Annotated in this window: 13 protein-coding genes and 1 tRNA gene; 5 read left to right on the top strand and 9 right to left on the bottom strand. The window is 65.0% G+C overall.

Annotated features, from left to right (window positions below):
• The first annotated feature begins 168 nt into the window (after positions 1-168).
• The 4 genes from petA (at position 169) to BMX57_RS17075 (ending at position 4039) form a co-directional block, all read left to right on the top strand.
• A complete protein-coding gene (gene petA / locus BMX57_RS17090) occupies positions 169-732 on the top strand; it encodes a ubiquinol-cytochrome c reductase iron-sulfur subunit (RefSeq protein WP_092370030.1) in 564 nt (187 codons plus the stop codon).
• Between the two features lie 12 nt (positions 733-744).
• Positions 745-2091 carry a cytochrome b gene (petB, locus tag BMX57_RS17085; RefSeq protein WP_092370027.1) on the top strand — a complete coding sequence of 449 codons (1347 nt, stop codon included), beginning with the start codon at positions 745-747 and terminating at the stop codon, positions 2089-2091.
• Between the two features lie 17 nt (positions 2092-2108).
• Positions 2109-2900 (top strand): cytochrome c1, encoded by a 792-nt coding sequence (locus BMX57_RS17080; protein ID WP_092370024.1) that lies wholly within the window; start codon positions 2109-2111, stop codon positions 2898-2900.
• 215 nt (positions 2901-3115) lie between these two features.
• Positions 3116-4039, top strand: a complete 924-nt coding sequence (locus BMX57_RS17075; RefSeq protein ID WP_092370021.1) for an HNH endonuclease — start codon at positions 3116-3118, stop codon at positions 4037-4039.
• Between the two features lie 160 nt (positions 4040-4199).
• Here BMX57_RS17075 and mtaB read toward each other — a convergent pair whose 3' ends face one another.
• A complete protein-coding gene (gene mtaB, locus BMX57_RS17070) occupies positions 4200-5474 on the bottom strand; it encodes a tRNA (N(6)-L-threonylcarbamoyladenosine(37)-C(2))-methylthiotransferase MtaB (RefSeq protein ID WP_092370018.1) in 1275 nt (424 codons plus the stop codon).
• Positions 5471-6313 carry a diaminopimelate epimerase gene (gene dapF / locus BMX57_RS17065; protein WP_092370015.1) on the bottom strand — a complete coding sequence of 281 codons (843 nt, stop codon included), beginning with the start codon at positions 6311-6313 and terminating at the stop codon, positions 5471-5473. Before dapF ends, mtaB begins: the two co-directional genes overlap by 4 nt.
• Before the next feature lie 208 nt (positions 6314-6521).
• On the opposite strand from dapF, the gene BMX57_RS17060 reads away from it, so the two are divergent.
• Positions 6522-6597: transfer RNA gene (locus tag BMX57_RS17060), tRNA-Lys, on the top strand.
• A 103-nt stretch (positions 6598-6700) separates the two neighbouring features.
• Here the strand turns inward: BMX57_RS17060 and gyrB are convergent.
• The 7 genes from gyrB to mutM all read right to left on the bottom strand — a co-directional run bounded on the left by gyrB (position 6701) and on the right by mutM (position 15880).
• The gene (gene gyrB, locus BMX57_RS17055) at positions 6701-9118 is read right to left on the bottom strand and encodes a DNA topoisomerase (ATP-hydrolyzing) subunit B (RefSeq protein ID WP_092370012.1); all 2418 of its coding nucleotides are present in this window, start codon (positions 9116-9118) and stop codon (positions 6701-6703) included.
• A 132-nt stretch (positions 9119-9250) separates the two neighbouring features.
• Positions 9251-10351 carry a DNA replication/repair protein RecF gene (gene recF, locus BMX57_RS17050; protein WP_092370009.1) on the bottom strand — a complete coding sequence of 367 codons (1101 nt, stop codon included), beginning with the start codon at positions 10349-10351 and terminating at the stop codon, positions 9251-9253.
• 61 nt (positions 10352-10412) lie between these two features.
• Complete coding sequence (dnaN, locus tag BMX57_RS17045) at positions 10413-11531, bottom strand: DNA polymerase III subunit beta (protein WP_092370006.1); 1119 nt, start codon at positions 11529-11531, stop codon at positions 10413-10415.
• A 195-nt stretch (positions 11532-11726) separates the two neighbouring features.
• On the bottom strand, positions 11727-13133 hold the full coding sequence (gene dnaA, locus BMX57_RS17040) for a chromosomal replication initiator protein DnaA (RefSeq protein WP_218142435.1): 1407 nt from the start codon (positions 13131-13133) through the stop codon (positions 11727-11729).
• A 570-nt stretch (positions 13134-13703) separates the two neighbouring features.
• Positions 13704-13967 (bottom strand): 30S ribosomal protein S20, encoded by a 264-nt coding sequence (gene rpsT / locus BMX57_RS17035; protein ID WP_092370000.1) that lies wholly within the window; start codon positions 13965-13967, stop codon positions 13704-13706.
• A 218-nt stretch (positions 13968-14185) separates the two neighbouring features.
• Positions 14186-14962, bottom strand: coding sequence for an enoyl-CoA hydratase (locus BMX57_RS17030; RefSeq protein WP_092369998.1), 777 nt, complete (start codon positions 14960-14962; stop codon positions 14186-14188).
• 66 nt (positions 14963-15028) lie between these two features.
• The gene (gene mutM / locus BMX57_RS17025; protein ID WP_092369996.1) at positions 15029-15880 is read right to left on the bottom strand and encodes a bifunctional DNA-formamidopyrimidine glycosylase/DNA-(apurinic or apyrimidinic site) lyase; all 852 of its coding nucleotides are present in this window, start codon (positions 15878-15880) and stop codon (positions 15029-15031) included.
• Positions 15881-15937: the final 57 nt, after the last annotated feature.

Here is a 15937-nt window from a genome sequence, read left to right as displayed (position 1 = left end):
CCGCGACGGGCGCCCGATATCGAAAAACTGGGTCCGTGCGACGTCCTGCGCGCCTTTGACCGCTGGACGAATGGCCATCTCCCGGCTAGATACCCGCGTTGAGGCACCACGTTTCGCGGTGCGCACGCTTATCTGCCCGTTCCGGGCGCTGGAATCGGAGAAAACCTCGTGTCCCACGCAGAAGACCACGAAGGCACCCGCAGAGATTTCCTCTACTACGCCACGGCTGGCGCAGGTGTCGTAACCACCGGGGCGGCCGTCTGGCCGCTGGTCGATCAGATGAACCCGTCGGCGGATGTTCAGGCACTGTCCTCGATCCGCGTGGACGTGGCCGATGTCGAAGTCGGCACGCAGATCAGCGTGAAGTTCCTGGGCAAGCCGGTGTTCATCCGCCGCCGCACCCAGGAGGAGATCGACGAGGCCCGGGCGGTCGACCTTTCGGACCTGCCCGATCCCGTCGCCCGCAACGTCAATTTCGGCGGCGAGGTTTCGGCCTCGGACGAGAACCGCAGCATGGACGAGGCCGGCGAGTGGCTGGTGATGGTGGGGGTCTGCACCCATCTGGGCTGTGTTCCGCTGGGCGATGGCGCGGGTGAGTTCCACGGCTGGTTCTGCCCCTGCCACGGCTCGCACTACGACACGTCGGGCCGCATCCGCAAAGGCCCTGCGCCCGAGAACCTGCTGATTCCGCTCGCGGAATTCATCGACGAAACCACCATCAAGCTGGGATAAGGAAGCGCGTCCATGTCCGGAATTCCGCACGATCACTACGAGCCGAAGACGGGTGGTGAAAAGTGGCTGCACAGCCGCCTGCCTATCGTCGGCCTGCTCTATGACACGATCATGATCCCCACGCCGAAGAACCTGAACTGGTGGTGGATCTGGGGGATCGTCCTGGCCTTCTGCCTGGTGTTGCAGATCGTCACCGGCATCGTCCTGGTGATGCACTACACGCCGCATGTGGACCTGGCCTTTGCCAGCGTCGAACACATCATGCGCAACGTAAATGGCGGGCACATGCTGCGCTATCTGCATGCCAACGGTGCATCGCTGTTCTTCGTCGCCGTCTACATCCACATCTTCCGCGGCCTGTTCTACGGCTCGTACAAGGCCCCGCGCGAGATCACATGGATCATCGGCATGCTCATCTACCTGAGCATGATGGGCACCGCTTTCATGGGCTACGTGCTGCCCTGGGGGCAGATGTCGTTCTGGGGCGCCACCGTGATCACCGGCCTGTTCGGCGCGATCCCGTTCATCGGCGAGGGCATACAGACCTGGCTTCTGGGCGGACCGGCGGTGGACAACGCCACGCTGAACCGCTTTTTCTCGCTGCACTACCTGTTGCCCTTCGTGATCGCGGCTCTGGTCGTGGTGCATATCTGGGCCTTCCACACCACCGGCAACAACAACCCCACCGGGGTCGAGGTGCGGCGCGGATCCAAGGCCGAGGCCGAGAAGGACACGCTCCCGTTCTGGCCCTATTTCGTGATCAAGGACCTGTTCGCCCTGGCGGTGGTCCTGGTCGTCTTCTGGGCCGTGGTCGGCTTCATGCCGAACTACCTGGGCCACCCCGACAACTACATCGAGGCCGATGCCCTGGTGACGCCTGCGCATATCGTGCCGGAGTGGTATTTCCTGCCGTTCTACGCGATCCTGCGCGCCTTCACCTCCGAAGTCTGGGTGGTGCAGATCGCCAGTTTCATCACCGGCGGCATCATCGATGCCAAGTTCTTCGGCGTGCTGGCGATGTTCGGTGCCATCATCGTGATGGCCCTGGCCCCGTGGCTGGACACCTCCTCGGTGCGCTCGGGCAAGTATCGCCCGATGTTCCGCTGGTGGTTCTACCTGCTGATCGTCGATTTCATGGCGCTGATGTGGCTGGGCGCGATGCCCGCGGAAGAGCCCTATGCTTCCTTCGCGCTGATCGCCTCGGCCTACTGGTTCGGCTATTTCCTGGTCATCCTGCCGATCCTCGGCGTGATCGAGAAACCGCTGCCGCAGCCCGAGACGATCGAAGAAGACTTCAACGCCCACTACGGCAAGAAAGCGGATGGCGCCGGTTCGGCCGAAGCCTCCCCCGCCGAGTAAGACAAGGGACCGGAAACATGCTCAAGAAACTTGCACTCGGTGCCGCCTTCGCCCTGGCCCTTGCCCCGGCCGCATCCTTCGCGGCCCCTGACGGCGAACCGTATGTCGAGGACTTCGCCTTCTCTTTCGAGGGGCCGTTCGGGAAATACGACCAGAACCAGCTGCAGCGCGGCCTGCAGGTATATACCGAGGTCTGCGCCGTTTGCCACGGCCTGCGCTACGTGCCGCTGCGTACTCTCTCGGCCGAAAGCGGCCCGGGAATTCCCGAGGAACAGGTGCGCGCCTATGCGGCCGAAAATTTCGAGGTCTTCGACGAAGAACTGGACGATTTCCGCCCGGCGACCCCCACCGACCACTTTCCGCAGGTGACCTCCGTAGGCGCTCCGGACCTGAGCCTCATGGCCAAGGCGCGTGCCGGGTTCCACGGGCCTTACGGGCTGGGCATCAACCAGCTGATCAAGGGCATCGGCGGCGCGGAATACATCGCCTCGCTGCTCGCCGGCTATACCGGCGAGGAAAAAGAAGAGGCGGGGGTGATCCTCTATGAAAACACTGCCTTCCCGGGCGGTTGGATCTCGATGGCGCCGCCCCTGTCGGATGAACTGGTGGAATATGCCGACGGTAGCGCCAACGACCTGAACAACCTGTCCGAGGACGTGGCGGCCTTCCTGATGTGGACCGCCGAGCCGAAGATGATGGCCCGCAAGCAGGCCGGCTTTGTGGGGGTGTTCTTCCTGACCGTGCTGTCGGTGCTGCTCTACCTCACGAACAAGCGCCTCTGGGCGCCGGTGAAGGGCAAGAAGGACTGAAGGTCCCGACCGTCTGACAAGGAAACCCCCGCGCCAACCGGCCGCGGGGTTTTCATTTGAGGTCCCGGCAGCGCACGCTGGTCGGCGCGGGCTGCCGCACGGGGAGCCGCAGGCCGGCTGGGACGGATCAGGTCCCGATCGCGCCAGCAAATCCGGTCTGAACGAAACACCGGTAAACCCCTTGCCTTGCCAGGATTTTTCGTTTTCCTGGGCGTATGGTGAAACTGGTCCTCCTGCACAAGGCAGACTCGATTTATGAGGACGAGCCGGATGTCGTCTATGATTTTCCGCGTACCTATCTGAAGGCCGTCGAAGCCGCTGTCGGAGATTGGGTTGTCTACTACGAACCCGTCAAGGCCGGTCCGCGCGGATATTTCGCGGTTGCAAAAATCGAAAGGGTCATCCCCAAGCCGGGCGTGGAAGGTCGGTTCCTCGCGATGATAGAGCCGGGAAGCTTCTTGCCCTTTGATCGCGAGGTGCCGAGGCTCATTCATGGCAGGCCGCTGGAAACGTCTCTCTCAGAGCCGGATGGTACGCCCAAGAGGGGCGGCGCCGTGCAGCTTGCCGTGCGCCGGCTGCCCGAGGCGGATTTCGCCCGCATCATCAATCTGGGCCTGCCACAGGATCTCGAGCGGATCGAGGCCGCGCGCTACGATCCGCGGCCTGCGGAATTCGCTGAAGCCGCGGATGTTTTCCATCGTCCCGTGGTCGAACGGCTCATGCGCCGGCCTTATCGAGATGTTGCGTTCCGCCGCAAGGTGCGCGAGGCCTATAGCTACCGCTGCGCCATGTCCGGATTGATGCTGCGCAATGGCGGCGGGAGGCCAGAAGTGCAGGCGGCACATATCCGTCCGGTGGAGCAGCAGGGCAGCGATTCCGTGCGCAATGGACTCGCCCTATCGGGCACGCTGCACTGGATGTTCGACAGAGGCCTGATCTCAGTCGCGGATGATTGCAGGACAATCCTTGTGTCCCGCAACAAAGTGCCGGGGGATGTCGTTGACCGTCTGATACGGCCCGGCGGCGAACTCTGCCTGCCGAAGGATCCGCAGAATACACCGCATCCGGAAAATCTGAGGTGGCACCGGGAGAACGTCTTTGGGCAGATCGTGGAGACTGGTCCGACGCCGTGGGGGTGAAGGACCCGATTCCCTTAGGGCCGCGCTGCGGCACACAAGCATTGCCCCGATCGGGACGGGGTTTGGGGCCGGGCCCCACTCGATCGTGGATAAGATGCTCCGACGGTGCACTTTCAAGCCGCCCGCACACCTTCACGAGGTCTTTTCGGCCAGGTGAAAGTCAGGTGCCTTGTCCGCGCGGGACGGCGCGCAGTCGGCCGTCCGCGTGGCCTCGGATTTCGGCGGTCACGATCTGCCCTTCGCTCTGGGGGTTCGCGAAGTCGACTTCGGTGAACTGCTCGGTGCGGCCCATATGCGGGTTCTCCATCAGCACGCGATGGACCTGTCCCGTCTGGGCGGCGAGATGGCGGGCGACCTGCACGTTGCCGGCGGTGCGCAACCGTGCGGCGCGGTCCTTGATCGCCCGACCATCGACCTGCGGCATGCGCGCGGCCGGCGTGCCGGGGCGGGGGGAATAGGGGAAGACGTGCAGCCAGGTGAGGTCGCACTCCTCGACCAGCTTCAGGGAGTTCTCGAACTGTGCCTCGGTCTCGGTTGGGAAGCCGGCAATGATGTCGGCACCGAAGGTCATCTCGGGCCGCAGACGACGCGCCTCTTGCGCGAAACGTATGGCGTCGTCGCGCAGGTGGCGGCGTTTCATGCGTTTCAGGATCAGGTCGTCGCCATGCTGCAGCGACAGGTGCAGATGCGGCATCAGGCGCGGCTCGGTGGCGATGGCCTGCATCAGGTTGTCGTCCACCTCGATCGAGTCGATGGACGAGATCCGCAGGCGTGGCAGATCAGGCACCAGCCGCAGGATCCGCATCACCAGATCGCCCAGTTTCGGCTGGGCCGGCAGATCGGCGCCCCAGCTGGTCAGGTCCACGCCGGTCAGCACCACCTCGTTATAGCCGCGATCCACCAGCCGCTTGATCTGGTCCACCACAACGCCCGCGGGGACGCTGCGCGAGTTGCCGCGACCGTAGGGGATGATGCAGAAGGTGCAGCGGTGGTCACAGCCGTTCTGGACCTGCACATAGGCGCGGCTGCGGGTGCCGAAACCGTCGATCAAATGTCCGGCGGTCTCGGTCACGCTCATGATGTCGTCGACCTGCACGGCCTCGGTCGTGCCGATGAAGTCCGCCGCAAGTCCGGCCCAGGTCTCGGGCCGCATCTTCTCGGTGTTCCCGATCACTGCATCCACCTCCTCCATTGCGGCGAAGGTCTGCGGTTCGGTCTGGGCGGCGCAGCCGGTGACGATCAGCCGGGCCTGCGGGTTTTCGCGCCGGAGGCGTCGGATCTCTTGCCTGGCCTTGCGCACCGCCTCGGCGGTCACCGCGCAGGTGTTGACGACCACCGCATCGCGCAGCCCGGCCTGACCGGTCATCTCCTTCATCGCCTCGGTCTCATAGGCGTTCAGGCGGCAGCCTAGGGTTGTGAAACGCGGCGCGCTCATGCCGGGCCTTCCGGAAAGTCGGGCCGCAACACGCCGGTAAACACGTGCGCCGTGGGTCCGGTCATCCAGACGCCATCCTCGCGCCACTCCACCCACAGGGTGCCTCCGTCCAGATCCACCTGCACGCTCCGTCCGGTCAGCCCGCGCCGCGCCGCCGCCACGGCCGTGGCGCAGGAGGACGAGCCCGAGGCCAGCGTGACGCCCACGCCACGTTCCCAGACACGCATCCGGATCCGGTCGGGTCCGGTGATCTGCGCGACCTGAACGTTGGTCCGCTCGGGGTAGAGCGGGTGGTGTTCATAGCGCGCGCCGAATTCCTCCAGCGGTATGGCCTCGGCATCGTCGACAAAGAAGGTGCAGTGCGGATTTCCCATTCCGGTCGCCACCGGCCCGCCCTCGATCGGCAGTTCCAGCGTGTCGGCGGCTTCGGCCAGCGGAATCTCCTGCCAGTCCAGTTGCGGCAGACCCATGTTGACCGAGGTGAGCCCGTCCCCGGCGTCGCGCGCCTGCAGAACACCGCGATCGGTGGCGAGACTCAGCGCGCTCTTGCCGGTTTCGTCCATCAGGTAGCGGGCTATACAGCGAGTGGCATTGCCGCAGGCTGCGGAGGTCGAGCCGTCGGCATTGTAGAATGTCAAGTGAATGCCGTCCGCGGCCTCTCGGATCACCGCAAGCTGGTCGAACCCGACACCGCGACGGCGATCGGATATCGCGCGGATCGCGGTTTCCGACAGTTCCACCGCCCGCGCGCGGGCATCGACCACGACAAAGTCGTTGCCCAGCCCGTGCATCTTCATGAATTGCAGTTCGCTGTCCGTCCGATCGCTCATGCCGGGCATATAACGCCGGCGCAGCGGTTTATCCAGACGGGCCCGCGAATTGGAGGAAAAAAGGGGTTGACCCACTTGCGACCTGCCCATAATTAGGCCGCCTATCGGGGCCCCGGGACGATCTGAACCGGGGGCCGGACAGCGGTTGTTTTGCCCTTGAACCGGTGGTTGAAAGTGGCCTAGACATCGCGCAGGTTCGGCAGTCCGAACAGAGAGTGGGCCGTTAGCTCAGTTGGTAGAGCAACTGACTTTTAATCAGTGGGTCGCAGGTTCGAATCCTGCACGGCTCACCACTTTCTCTCCTTCCCGGAAAACCACGGCGGCCAACCGGGCGTGGGTCGGTCTTGGACGATGCGGGCCCGTTACAGGCCCGCGATACCGGTTCGGATGCCGCCGTCAGAAATCCAGGTTTTCCACGCTGAGCGCGTTCTTCTGGATGAACTCGCGGCGCGGCTCGACCACGTCGCCCATCAGCTTGGTGAACAGGTCGTCGGCCTCGACCATGTCGTCCACGCGGACCCGCAGCAGCGTGCGGGCGTCGGGATCCAGCGTGGTTTCCCACAGCTGGTCGGGGTTCATCTCGCCCAGACCCTTGTAGCGTTGCAGCGACAGGCCCTTCTCGCCCTCCTCGAGGATCGCCCGAAGCAGGGTCAGCGGCCCGTGGATCAGCTGTTTCCGGTCGCGGCGGATCAGCGTGGCCGGAGTGTCATAGATGTCTTGCAGGCTCTTGGTGAAGCTGCCGGTCTTGCGCGCCTCGCCAGAACGCAGCATCGGGCCGTCCAGGGTTCGCACCTCTTCGACGCCGCGCAGGATGCGGGCCAGCCGGATGCCGTGGTCCTGGGTGATCCGGCCCTGCCAGCCGCGCTCGTACTCCAGTGCGATCAGGTCCAGCCGGGCGGCCACCTTGTCGGCCGCGCCCTGCAGGTCGGCATCCACCACGCCCGGCACGAAGGCGCCGGCGATGGCGGCCTGTTCCAGGATATGGCGCGGGTAATGCGTCGGGAATGCATCCAACACGCGCTTGAGCTGCCGCGCCTCTCCAACCACGCGCATCAGGTCGGTGCCGACGATCTCTTCGCCGCTGCCCAGCTGCAGGACCGCGCCCTCGACGCCCTGCGCCACCAGGTATTCCTCCATCTCGGACTCGTCCTTGAGATAGACCTCGGACTTGCCGCGGCTCACCTTGTAGAGCGGCGGTTGCGCGATATAGAGATATCCCCCCTCGATCAGCTCGGGCATCTGCCGGTAGAAGAACGTCAGCAGCAGCGTGCGGATATGCGCGCCGTCGACATCGGCGTCGGTCATGATGACGATCTTGTGGTAGCGCAGTTTCGAGATGTCGAACTCGTCGCGGCCGATCCCGGTGCCCAGCGCCATCACCAGGTTGCCGATCTCCTGGCTGCCGAGCATACGGTCGAACCGCGCGCGTTCCACGTTCAGGATCTTGCCCTTGAGCGGCAGGATCGCCTGGGTGCGGCGGTCGCGGCCGGTCTGGGCCGAGCCCCCGGCGCTGTCGCCCTCGACCAGGAACAACTCGGTCTTGGTGGCGTCCTTCTCGGAACAGTCCTTGAGCTTGCCGGCCAGGAAATTCACGTCCATCGCGGTCTTGCGGCGGGTCAGCTCGCGTGCCTTTCGCGCCGCCTCGCGGGCCAGGGCCGCCTCGATGATCTTGCCGACGATCAACCGCGCCTCGTTGGGATTCTCCTCGAACCACTCCGCCAGTTTTTCGTTCATCATGCTCTCGACCGCCGGGCGGACCTCGGAACTGACCAGCTTGTCCTTGGTCTGGGACGAGAATTTCGGATCCGGCACCTTGACCGACAACACGCAGGTCAGCCCCTCGCGCGCGTCGTCGCCGGTAAAACTCACCTTCTCCTTCTTGGCGATCCCGCTGGACTGGGCATAGCTGTTGATCGTCCGGGTCAATGCCCCGCGGAAGCCGGCGACATGGGTGCCGCCGTCGCGCTGCGGGATGTTGTTGGTGAAGGGCAGGACAGTCTCGTGATAGCTGTCGTTCCACCACATCGCGATCTCGACGCCGATGTCGTCGCGCTCCCCCCGGATATAGATCGGGGCATCCATTGCCGGGGTCTTGTGGCGGTCGAGATACTTGACGAATTCCTTGACCCCGCCCTCGTAGAACAGCTCGGTCCTCAGCGCCTCCGCCGGGCGTTCATCCTCCAGGATGATGCGCACGCCGGAATTCAGGAACGCCAGCTCGCGCAGGCGCTTCTCCAGGATCTCGAAGGAATACTCCAGGTTGCTGAAGGTCTTGGTCGAGGCCAGGAACCGAACCTCGGTCCCGGTGCGGTCGCCCGCATCACCGACCACCTTGAGATGCTCGGTCGTCTCGCCACCCTCGAACCGCGCGACATGCTCCTTGCCGTTGCGCCAGACCCGCAGTTCCAGCCAGTCGCTCAGCGCGTTGACCACGGACACGCCGACACCGTGCAGACCGCCCGACACCTTGTAGGAATTGCTGTCGAACTTCCCGCCGGCATGCAGCTGGGTCATGATCACTTCGGCCGCCGACACGCCTTCGCCGGCATGGATGTCGACCGGGATGCCGCGACCGTTGTCGCTGACCGAAACGCTGCTGTCGGCATGGATCTTGACGCTCACGTGATCGGCATGACCGGCCAGCGCCTCGTCGATGCCGTTGTCGACCACCTCATAGACCATGTGGTGCAGGCCGGACCCGTCATCGGTGTCGCCGATATACATGCCGGGCCGCTTGCGCACGGCCTCCAACCCCTTAAGAACCTTGATGGATTCCGCGCCGTATTCTGCGGGGGTTTGCTCGTTGCCGGACATACATGCCTTCCTTTGTATTTTTGTCATTTTATAGTCTTCCGCGGGGGGAATGTCACGCGTATTGCCCCTGTTTTTCGACCTCGGAAAGGTGCTGTCGGCATGGCGATTCGCGGCGCTCCAGGGGCGCCCGAATCAGGCCGGAAGTACCGAGGACAGGCCGTCGCGCTCGTCCACCGCGAACATCTGCGCCCGGCCGTCCAGGCCGTCGAACAGCTCGGGTCCGGTGCCGGTCATCCAGGCCTGGGCGCCCAAGGCGCAGATCTCGTCGAATAGCGCCGCGCGCCGGCCGGCATCCAGGTGCGCGGCAACCTCGTCCAGCAGGACGATGGGCGGCGCGCCGACGCGGGCCGCCAGGGCCCGTGCATTGGCCAGGATGAGCGAGATCAGCAGGGCCTTCTGCTCGCCGGTGGAGCAGTCCCGCGCCGGCACGCCCTTGGCGGCATAGACCGCGAAGAGGTCGGTGCGGTGCGGCCCGACCAGCGTCCGCCCGGCCGCCATGTCGCGGGTCCGGCCATCTGCCAGGGCCGCGCGCAGGTCCGCCGCGTTGTCCGGCATGTCGCCGTCACCCTGCTGCAACTCCAGGTCCGCCGCCGGAAAGGCGGTCTCGGCGGCCTCCTGCGCCGCGCGGATCAGCTCCAGCGCCGCAAGCCGCCCGTGATGGATGCGCGCGCCGGTCTCGGCCATCCGCGCCTCCAACGCGCCATACCAGTGATCGTCGCGGATCTGCTCCTTCAGAAGCCGGTTGCGCTCGCGCATGGATTTCTCATAGGTCAGCGACATCTCGGCGTGGTCAGGGTCGAAGCTCAGAGCGATACGGTCGAGGAAGCGCCGCCGCCCTTCGGCCCCCTCGATCCACAACCGGTCCATGGACGGGATCAGCCAGACCACCCGCGCCAAGCTGCCCAGCGCCAGTTGGCTGGCCGATTTCCCGTCAATGCGCACCTGCCGTGCACCGCCGCCCTCGGACCAGATCTCGATCTCGTGCCGCCGCTCCTCCGCGGCCAGCACGCCTGACAGCTTCCAGCCCAGCCCCTCGGGCCGTCGCGCCATCTCGGCCGCGCCGGCCCGCCGCAGACCGCGGCCCGGCGAGAACAGCGACACCGCTTCCAGGATGTTGGTCTTGCCCGCGCCATTGGGGCCGTGGATCGCCACCGGTTGGCCATCCAGCGACAGACGGGCCAGCCTGTGCGAGCGGAAATGCGATACGGTCAACTCGGTCAGGGCCAGTGCCATGACCCCTCCCTTCATCGTTCCCGAAGTACTCCCGCCGGAGGCATCGCGCGGCAGCGCGATATCATACGCGCATCGGCATCACGACATAGACGGCGCTCTGGTCGTTGCCTTCCCGCATCAGCGTCGGGTCGCCCGACGAGTTGAACAGGAAGACCGCGTTCTCGCGGTCCACCTGGCTGGCGATCTCCAGCAGGTACTTGGCGTTGAACCCGATCTCCAGCCGCTCGTCGCCATAGGCCACGGCCAGTTCTTCCTCGGCCGCGCCGCTGTCGGGCGCGTTGACCGACAGGATCAGCCGGTCCTCTTCCAGCTGCAGCTTGACCGCCCGCGACCGTTCCGACGAGACGGTGGCGACCCGGTCGACCGCATGGGCGAATTCCGAGGCATCGACTTCCATCCGGCGGGTGTTGGCCTGCGGGATAACACGGGTGTAGTCCGGGAAGGTGCCATCGATCACCTTGGATGTCAGCGTGATGTCGGGTGTCGCAAACCGCACCTTGGTCTCGCTGACCGAGACGGCGATGTCCATTTCGTCGTCATCCAGCAGCTTGCGCAGCTCGCCCACGGTCTTGCGCGGCACGATCACCCCGGCCATGTCGGCTGCGCCCTCGGGCAGCTCGGCGTCGATCCGCGCCAGCCGGTGCCCGTCGGTCGCCACGCAGCGCAGCGCCTTGCCGTTCTCGCCATCGGCCACATGCATGTAGACGCCGTTGAGGTAATAGCGCGTCTCTTCGGTCGAGATGGCGAATTTCGACTTGTCGAACAGCCGGCGCAGAACGGCGGCGTTGGCGGTGAAATTGGTCTCGTATTCCGACGAGGCCATCACCGGAAAATCCTCTTTCGGCAGGGTCGCCAGCGAGAAGTTCGACCGGCCCGCCTCGACCGTCAGGCGCCCCGCGGCGCTGTCGGCATTGAGCGTGACCAGCGCCCCGTCGGGCAGCTTGCGCACGATCTCGTGCAGCGTGGTGGCGGCCACCGTGGTCGATCCGGCGCGCTCGACCTGGGCGGGGGCCTTGTCGAGCACCTCGATATCCAGATCGGTGGCCCGGAACTGGACCTGGTCGCCCTCGGCCTCGATCAGCACGTTTGCCAGGATCGGGATCGTGTTGCGTCGTTCGACGACCGACTGCGCCTGGGACACGGCCTTGAGCAGCGCGCCGCGTTCGATGCTGATCTTCATACCCTCGTTTCCTTTGACATGGGCCGGGACCGGCAAATTAACGCCTGACACCCGCGGCACAAGGTTTTTCGGAATTTGTCGGTTGGAATTGGAGAAGCGTCAAGGGGCAGCGGCCCGACGCTCCGAACTTGATCGGCAACCGTGCAATACGGCCCACAGGGGCGGCGGCGCGGGACCGGCGCCCGCGCCCTGCCGTCAGGCTTCCAGCGCGCGGCGCAGCATCTCGACATCCTCGGCGATCTGGCCGTCGGTCGATTTCAGCTCTTCGATGCGGCGCACCCCGTGCATGACCGTGGTGTGGTCGCGCCCGCCGAAGCGGCGGCCGATCTCGGGCAGTGACCGGCTGGTCAGCTGCTTGCAGAGATACATCGCCACCTGCCGCGGCCGCGCAAAGGCCCGCAGGCGCTTGGGCCCGATGATGTCGCTCATCCGGATGTTGTAGTATTCCGAGACCTTGCGCTGGATCTCCTCGACGGTGATCTTGCGTTCCGAGGCGCGCAGAACGTCGGCCAGGCAATCCTGGGTCAGCCCCATGTCGATCTCGCGCCCGACCAGCGAGGCAAAGGCGAAAAGGCGGGTCAGCGCGCCCTCCAGCACCCGCACATTGGTCGAGATGCGGTGGGCGAGGAATTCCAGGACCCCGTCGGCAACCTGGAGATCGGGATAGGTCTGCCGGTGCGCCTGGACCTTGGACTGCAGGATGCCCAGCCGCAGCTCGTAGTCGGTGGGGTGCAAGTCCACGACCAGCCCGCATTGCAGGCGGGATTTCACCCGGTCCTCCAGGTCCTTGATCTCGCCCGGCGCGCGGTCGGCCGAGATGATGATCTGCTTGTTCTGGTCCACCAGCGCGTTGAAGGTGTGAAAGAACTCTTCCTGGGTGCTGTCCTTGCCGGCGATGAACTGCACGTCATCGACCATCAGCACATCGACCGAGCGGAACAGGTGCTTGAAATCCATCATCCGACGCTCGCGCAGCGCCTGCACGAAACGGTACATGAACTGTTCGGCCGACAGGTAGAGCACGTTCAGCTCGGGCTGCCGGGTCTTCAGCTCCCAGGCGATGGCGTGCATAAGGTGGGTCTTGCCCAGGCCGACCCCGCCATAGAGGACCAGCGGATTGAAGGTGACCGGCCCGCCCTCGGACACTCGGCGCGCGGCGGCGTGGGCCAATTCGTTCGGCTTGCCCACCACGAAGCTGTCAAAGGTGAAACGCTTGTCCAGCGGCGCGGTCTGGAACAGGTCCGACGGCTCGCCCGACTTGGCCGCGTCGACGGATGCGACCGGATCGGCGGCGACGGCCGGTGTCTCGGCGGAAACGGGCGCTTTGGCAGCGGTGGGCTTGCTGGGGCGTTCTGGCAGGTTGGCGGCGACGCGGAAGGACAGGCGCTGCACGGCTTCGCCGGACTTGTTCAGCTCATAGAGGATGAGGTCCGAGAAATTGCGGCTGACATAGTTGCCCATGAAATTCGTTGGAACCGAGAACACGGCCACGCCGTCCTCGAGGTTCTCGAACTCCAGCGGTTCGATCCAGGTCTTGTAGTTGTTCTGGCCAACCGTCTTGAGCAGTTTGCGGCGAAGTAGTCCCCATTTCTCTTGTGTCATCAAGCGCCTCACGCGTCCCTTATAGTGAGCCTGAAACCGGCTCTTATTGCCCATCCTGACCGGTTCGACCGGCCGGACTCACGCGCATAGGCCATGAGGCACCACACCGGTGAACCCGGATGCGGACGATCGGTTCCGATGCGTCCGGGCACGATGCACGTCAACACATCCGCTCTTGCGGCGGACGGGCCGAAAGCACGCTACCCGTTGCTTCATCTACAGACAGGGCCAGAATCCGGTTGCGCCGAACCCAAAGCAGACCAGCAGTCCCGGCGGAAGCCGGGTGCCGACATTCGTTTCCTTGAAATCCCGATGCCCGTCAGGATACCCCGGAAACAGCCTGTCCCCCCAAGCGAGTGAATCGCTGCATAGGTGGTAGCAACTTCCGTCGCAAAGCGGCAACGAAACTATGATATTGACTCAGGCTTTCGGCGCAAAGAATCTCCGGCCCCGCAGAAGCCGCGGCAGCGGTGCAACAGCACACGCAAAAAGGCGCCACGTTGCGCGGCGCCTTTGACGAATTCGAATTTGCGTGATCCGGGGTGGCGACTCGGGCCGCCCAGCCCGGTCTCAGCCCAGCGCTTTGACGCGGGCCGACAGGCGCGACATCTTCCGCGATGCCGTGTTCTTGTGAAAGACGCCTTTGGTGACGCCACGCATCAGTTCGGGCTGGGCGGCGCGCAGGGCTGCGGTGGCGGCATCCTTGTCACCCGAGGCGATGGCCTCTTCGACCTTGCGCAGGTGGGTGCGGATGCGCGAGCGGCGCGCCTTGTTGATTGCGAAACGCTTTTCGTTCTGACGGGCGCGTTTCTTGGCCTGGGGCGTATTTGCCATGCTGGTCTACCTTTCGGGTCCGGGTCTTCAGTGTTGTCGCGCAATCGGCGGCCCTGTCCGGACGGAACGATCCCAGGTGAGACTCTGGCCAGAGCGGGCCGCACGCGCATGTCTGAGCGCCGCGTTTAGTCAAGTTCGCGGCTTTTGCCAAGCCGATTCTTCGAAAAGAAAAAGGGCCGGCTGAAACCGACCCTTCGAGACCACCGGTGCAAACCGGTTCACTTGTCGCGGAACTGCGCCTGACGCTTCTCCAGGAAGGCCGCCATGCCCTCCTTCTGATCCTCGGTGGCGAACATCGAATGGAACACGCGCCGCTCGAACAGGATGCCCTCGCTCAGCGTCGTCTCGAAAGAGCGGTCGACCGCCTCCTTGGCCGCCATCGTGGTCAGCAGTGATTTCTCGGCGATCTTCTGGGCCGCGCCCAGCGCCTCGTCCATCAGCTTCTTGGCGGGCACCACGCGGCTGACCAGCCCGGCGCGCTCGGCCTCGTCGGCATCCATGAACCGGCCGGTCAGGTTCATGTCCATCGACTTGGACTTGCCCACATAGCGCGTCAACCGTTGGGTGCCGCCCATGCCCGCGATCACGCCGAGGTTGATCTCCGGCTGCCCGAACTTGGCGCTGTCGGCGGCGATGATGAAATCGCACATCATCGCAAGCTCGCACCCGCCGCCCAGCGCATAGCCACCGACCGCGGCGATGATCGGCTTGCGGATCGCCGAGATCCGGTCATTGGTCCGCGCAAAGAGGTTCTCGAAAAAGACCCCGACAAAGCCCTTTTCCGACATCTCCTTGATGTCGGCGCCGGCGGCAAAGGCCTTGTCGGACCCGGTGACGACGATGCAGCGGACCTTGTCATTGCCATCCGCGTCCTCCAGCGCCGAGCACAACTCGCCCAGCAGCTGGGTGTTCAGGGCGTTCAGGGCATCGGGCCGGTTCAGCTTGATGACGGCGACGTGGTCTTCGATTTCGACGATGATCGTCTCAAAAGCCATGAGCGAGGTGCTTTCGGTTGTTCCGTTCAGTCCCGAGTCCTTACCACGCAAGCCGCGCGGTTCAAGCTATCTTTGGCATTGCGCGCAGTAGAAGGAGGAGCGCCCGGACTGCACGATCCGCCTGACGATCGCGCCGCATCCGGGGGTCCGACACGGGGCGCCCTCGCGGCCGTAGACGTCGAAGCGGTGCTGGAAATATCCAAGCTCGCCATCGGCTTGGCGAAAATCCCGCAGGCTCGATCCGCCCGCCGCGATCGCATCGGCCAGCACCTGCCGGATGATCGGCACCAGCGCCGCGACCCGCGCCGGTGCGATCCGGCCGGCCTTGCGACGTGGCGACACCCTCCCGCGATAGAGCGCCTCGCAGACATAGATATTGCCTAGCCCTGCGACGATTCCCTGATCCAGCAGCGCCGCCTTGGCCGGCGTGTTCCGGCCCTGGAAGGCGGCGACCAGATGCGCCTCGTGGAAATCGTTGCCCAGCGGTTCGGGGCCCAGCGCGCGCAGCAGCCGGTGATCGGCGGCGTGTTCGGTCGACATCAGGTCCATCACCCCGAACCGTCGCGCATCGTTGAAGGTCACGCGGGCCCCGTTGGCCATGTGGAGCACGACATGATCGTGCCGCGCCTTCGGCGGGTGGTCATGGACGAACCGGCCCAGCGGGTCGCCCGACACCGTCATCCGCCCGGACATGCCCAGGTGGATGAGCAGCGTCTCGCCCCCGTCCAGATCCGCCAGGATGTATTTCGACCGCCGGCGCAGTTGCACGATCCGCTGGCCGGTCAGCCGCCGGGCCATCCGCTCGGGGAAGGGCCAGCGCAGATCCGGGCGGTTCACCTCGGCGCGGGCGATCTCGACACCTTCCATGACCGGGGCCAATCCGCGACGGACTGTCTCGACCTCGGGCAATTCCGGCATTTTGCTCTCCCAGATTCGCAGGGCCGCATTGTGTCCGGCCCGTGGCGGCCTATAACA

The organism is Cribrihabitans marinus (genome assembly GCF_900109035.1).
GTDB classification, from domain to species: Bacteria; Pseudomonadota; Alphaproteobacteria; order Rhodobacterales; family Rhodobacteraceae; genus Cribrihabitans; species Cribrihabitans marinus.
The sequence above is the reverse complement of the archived record's forward strand: the minus strand, read 5'-3'. Positions and strand labels throughout refer to the sequence as shown.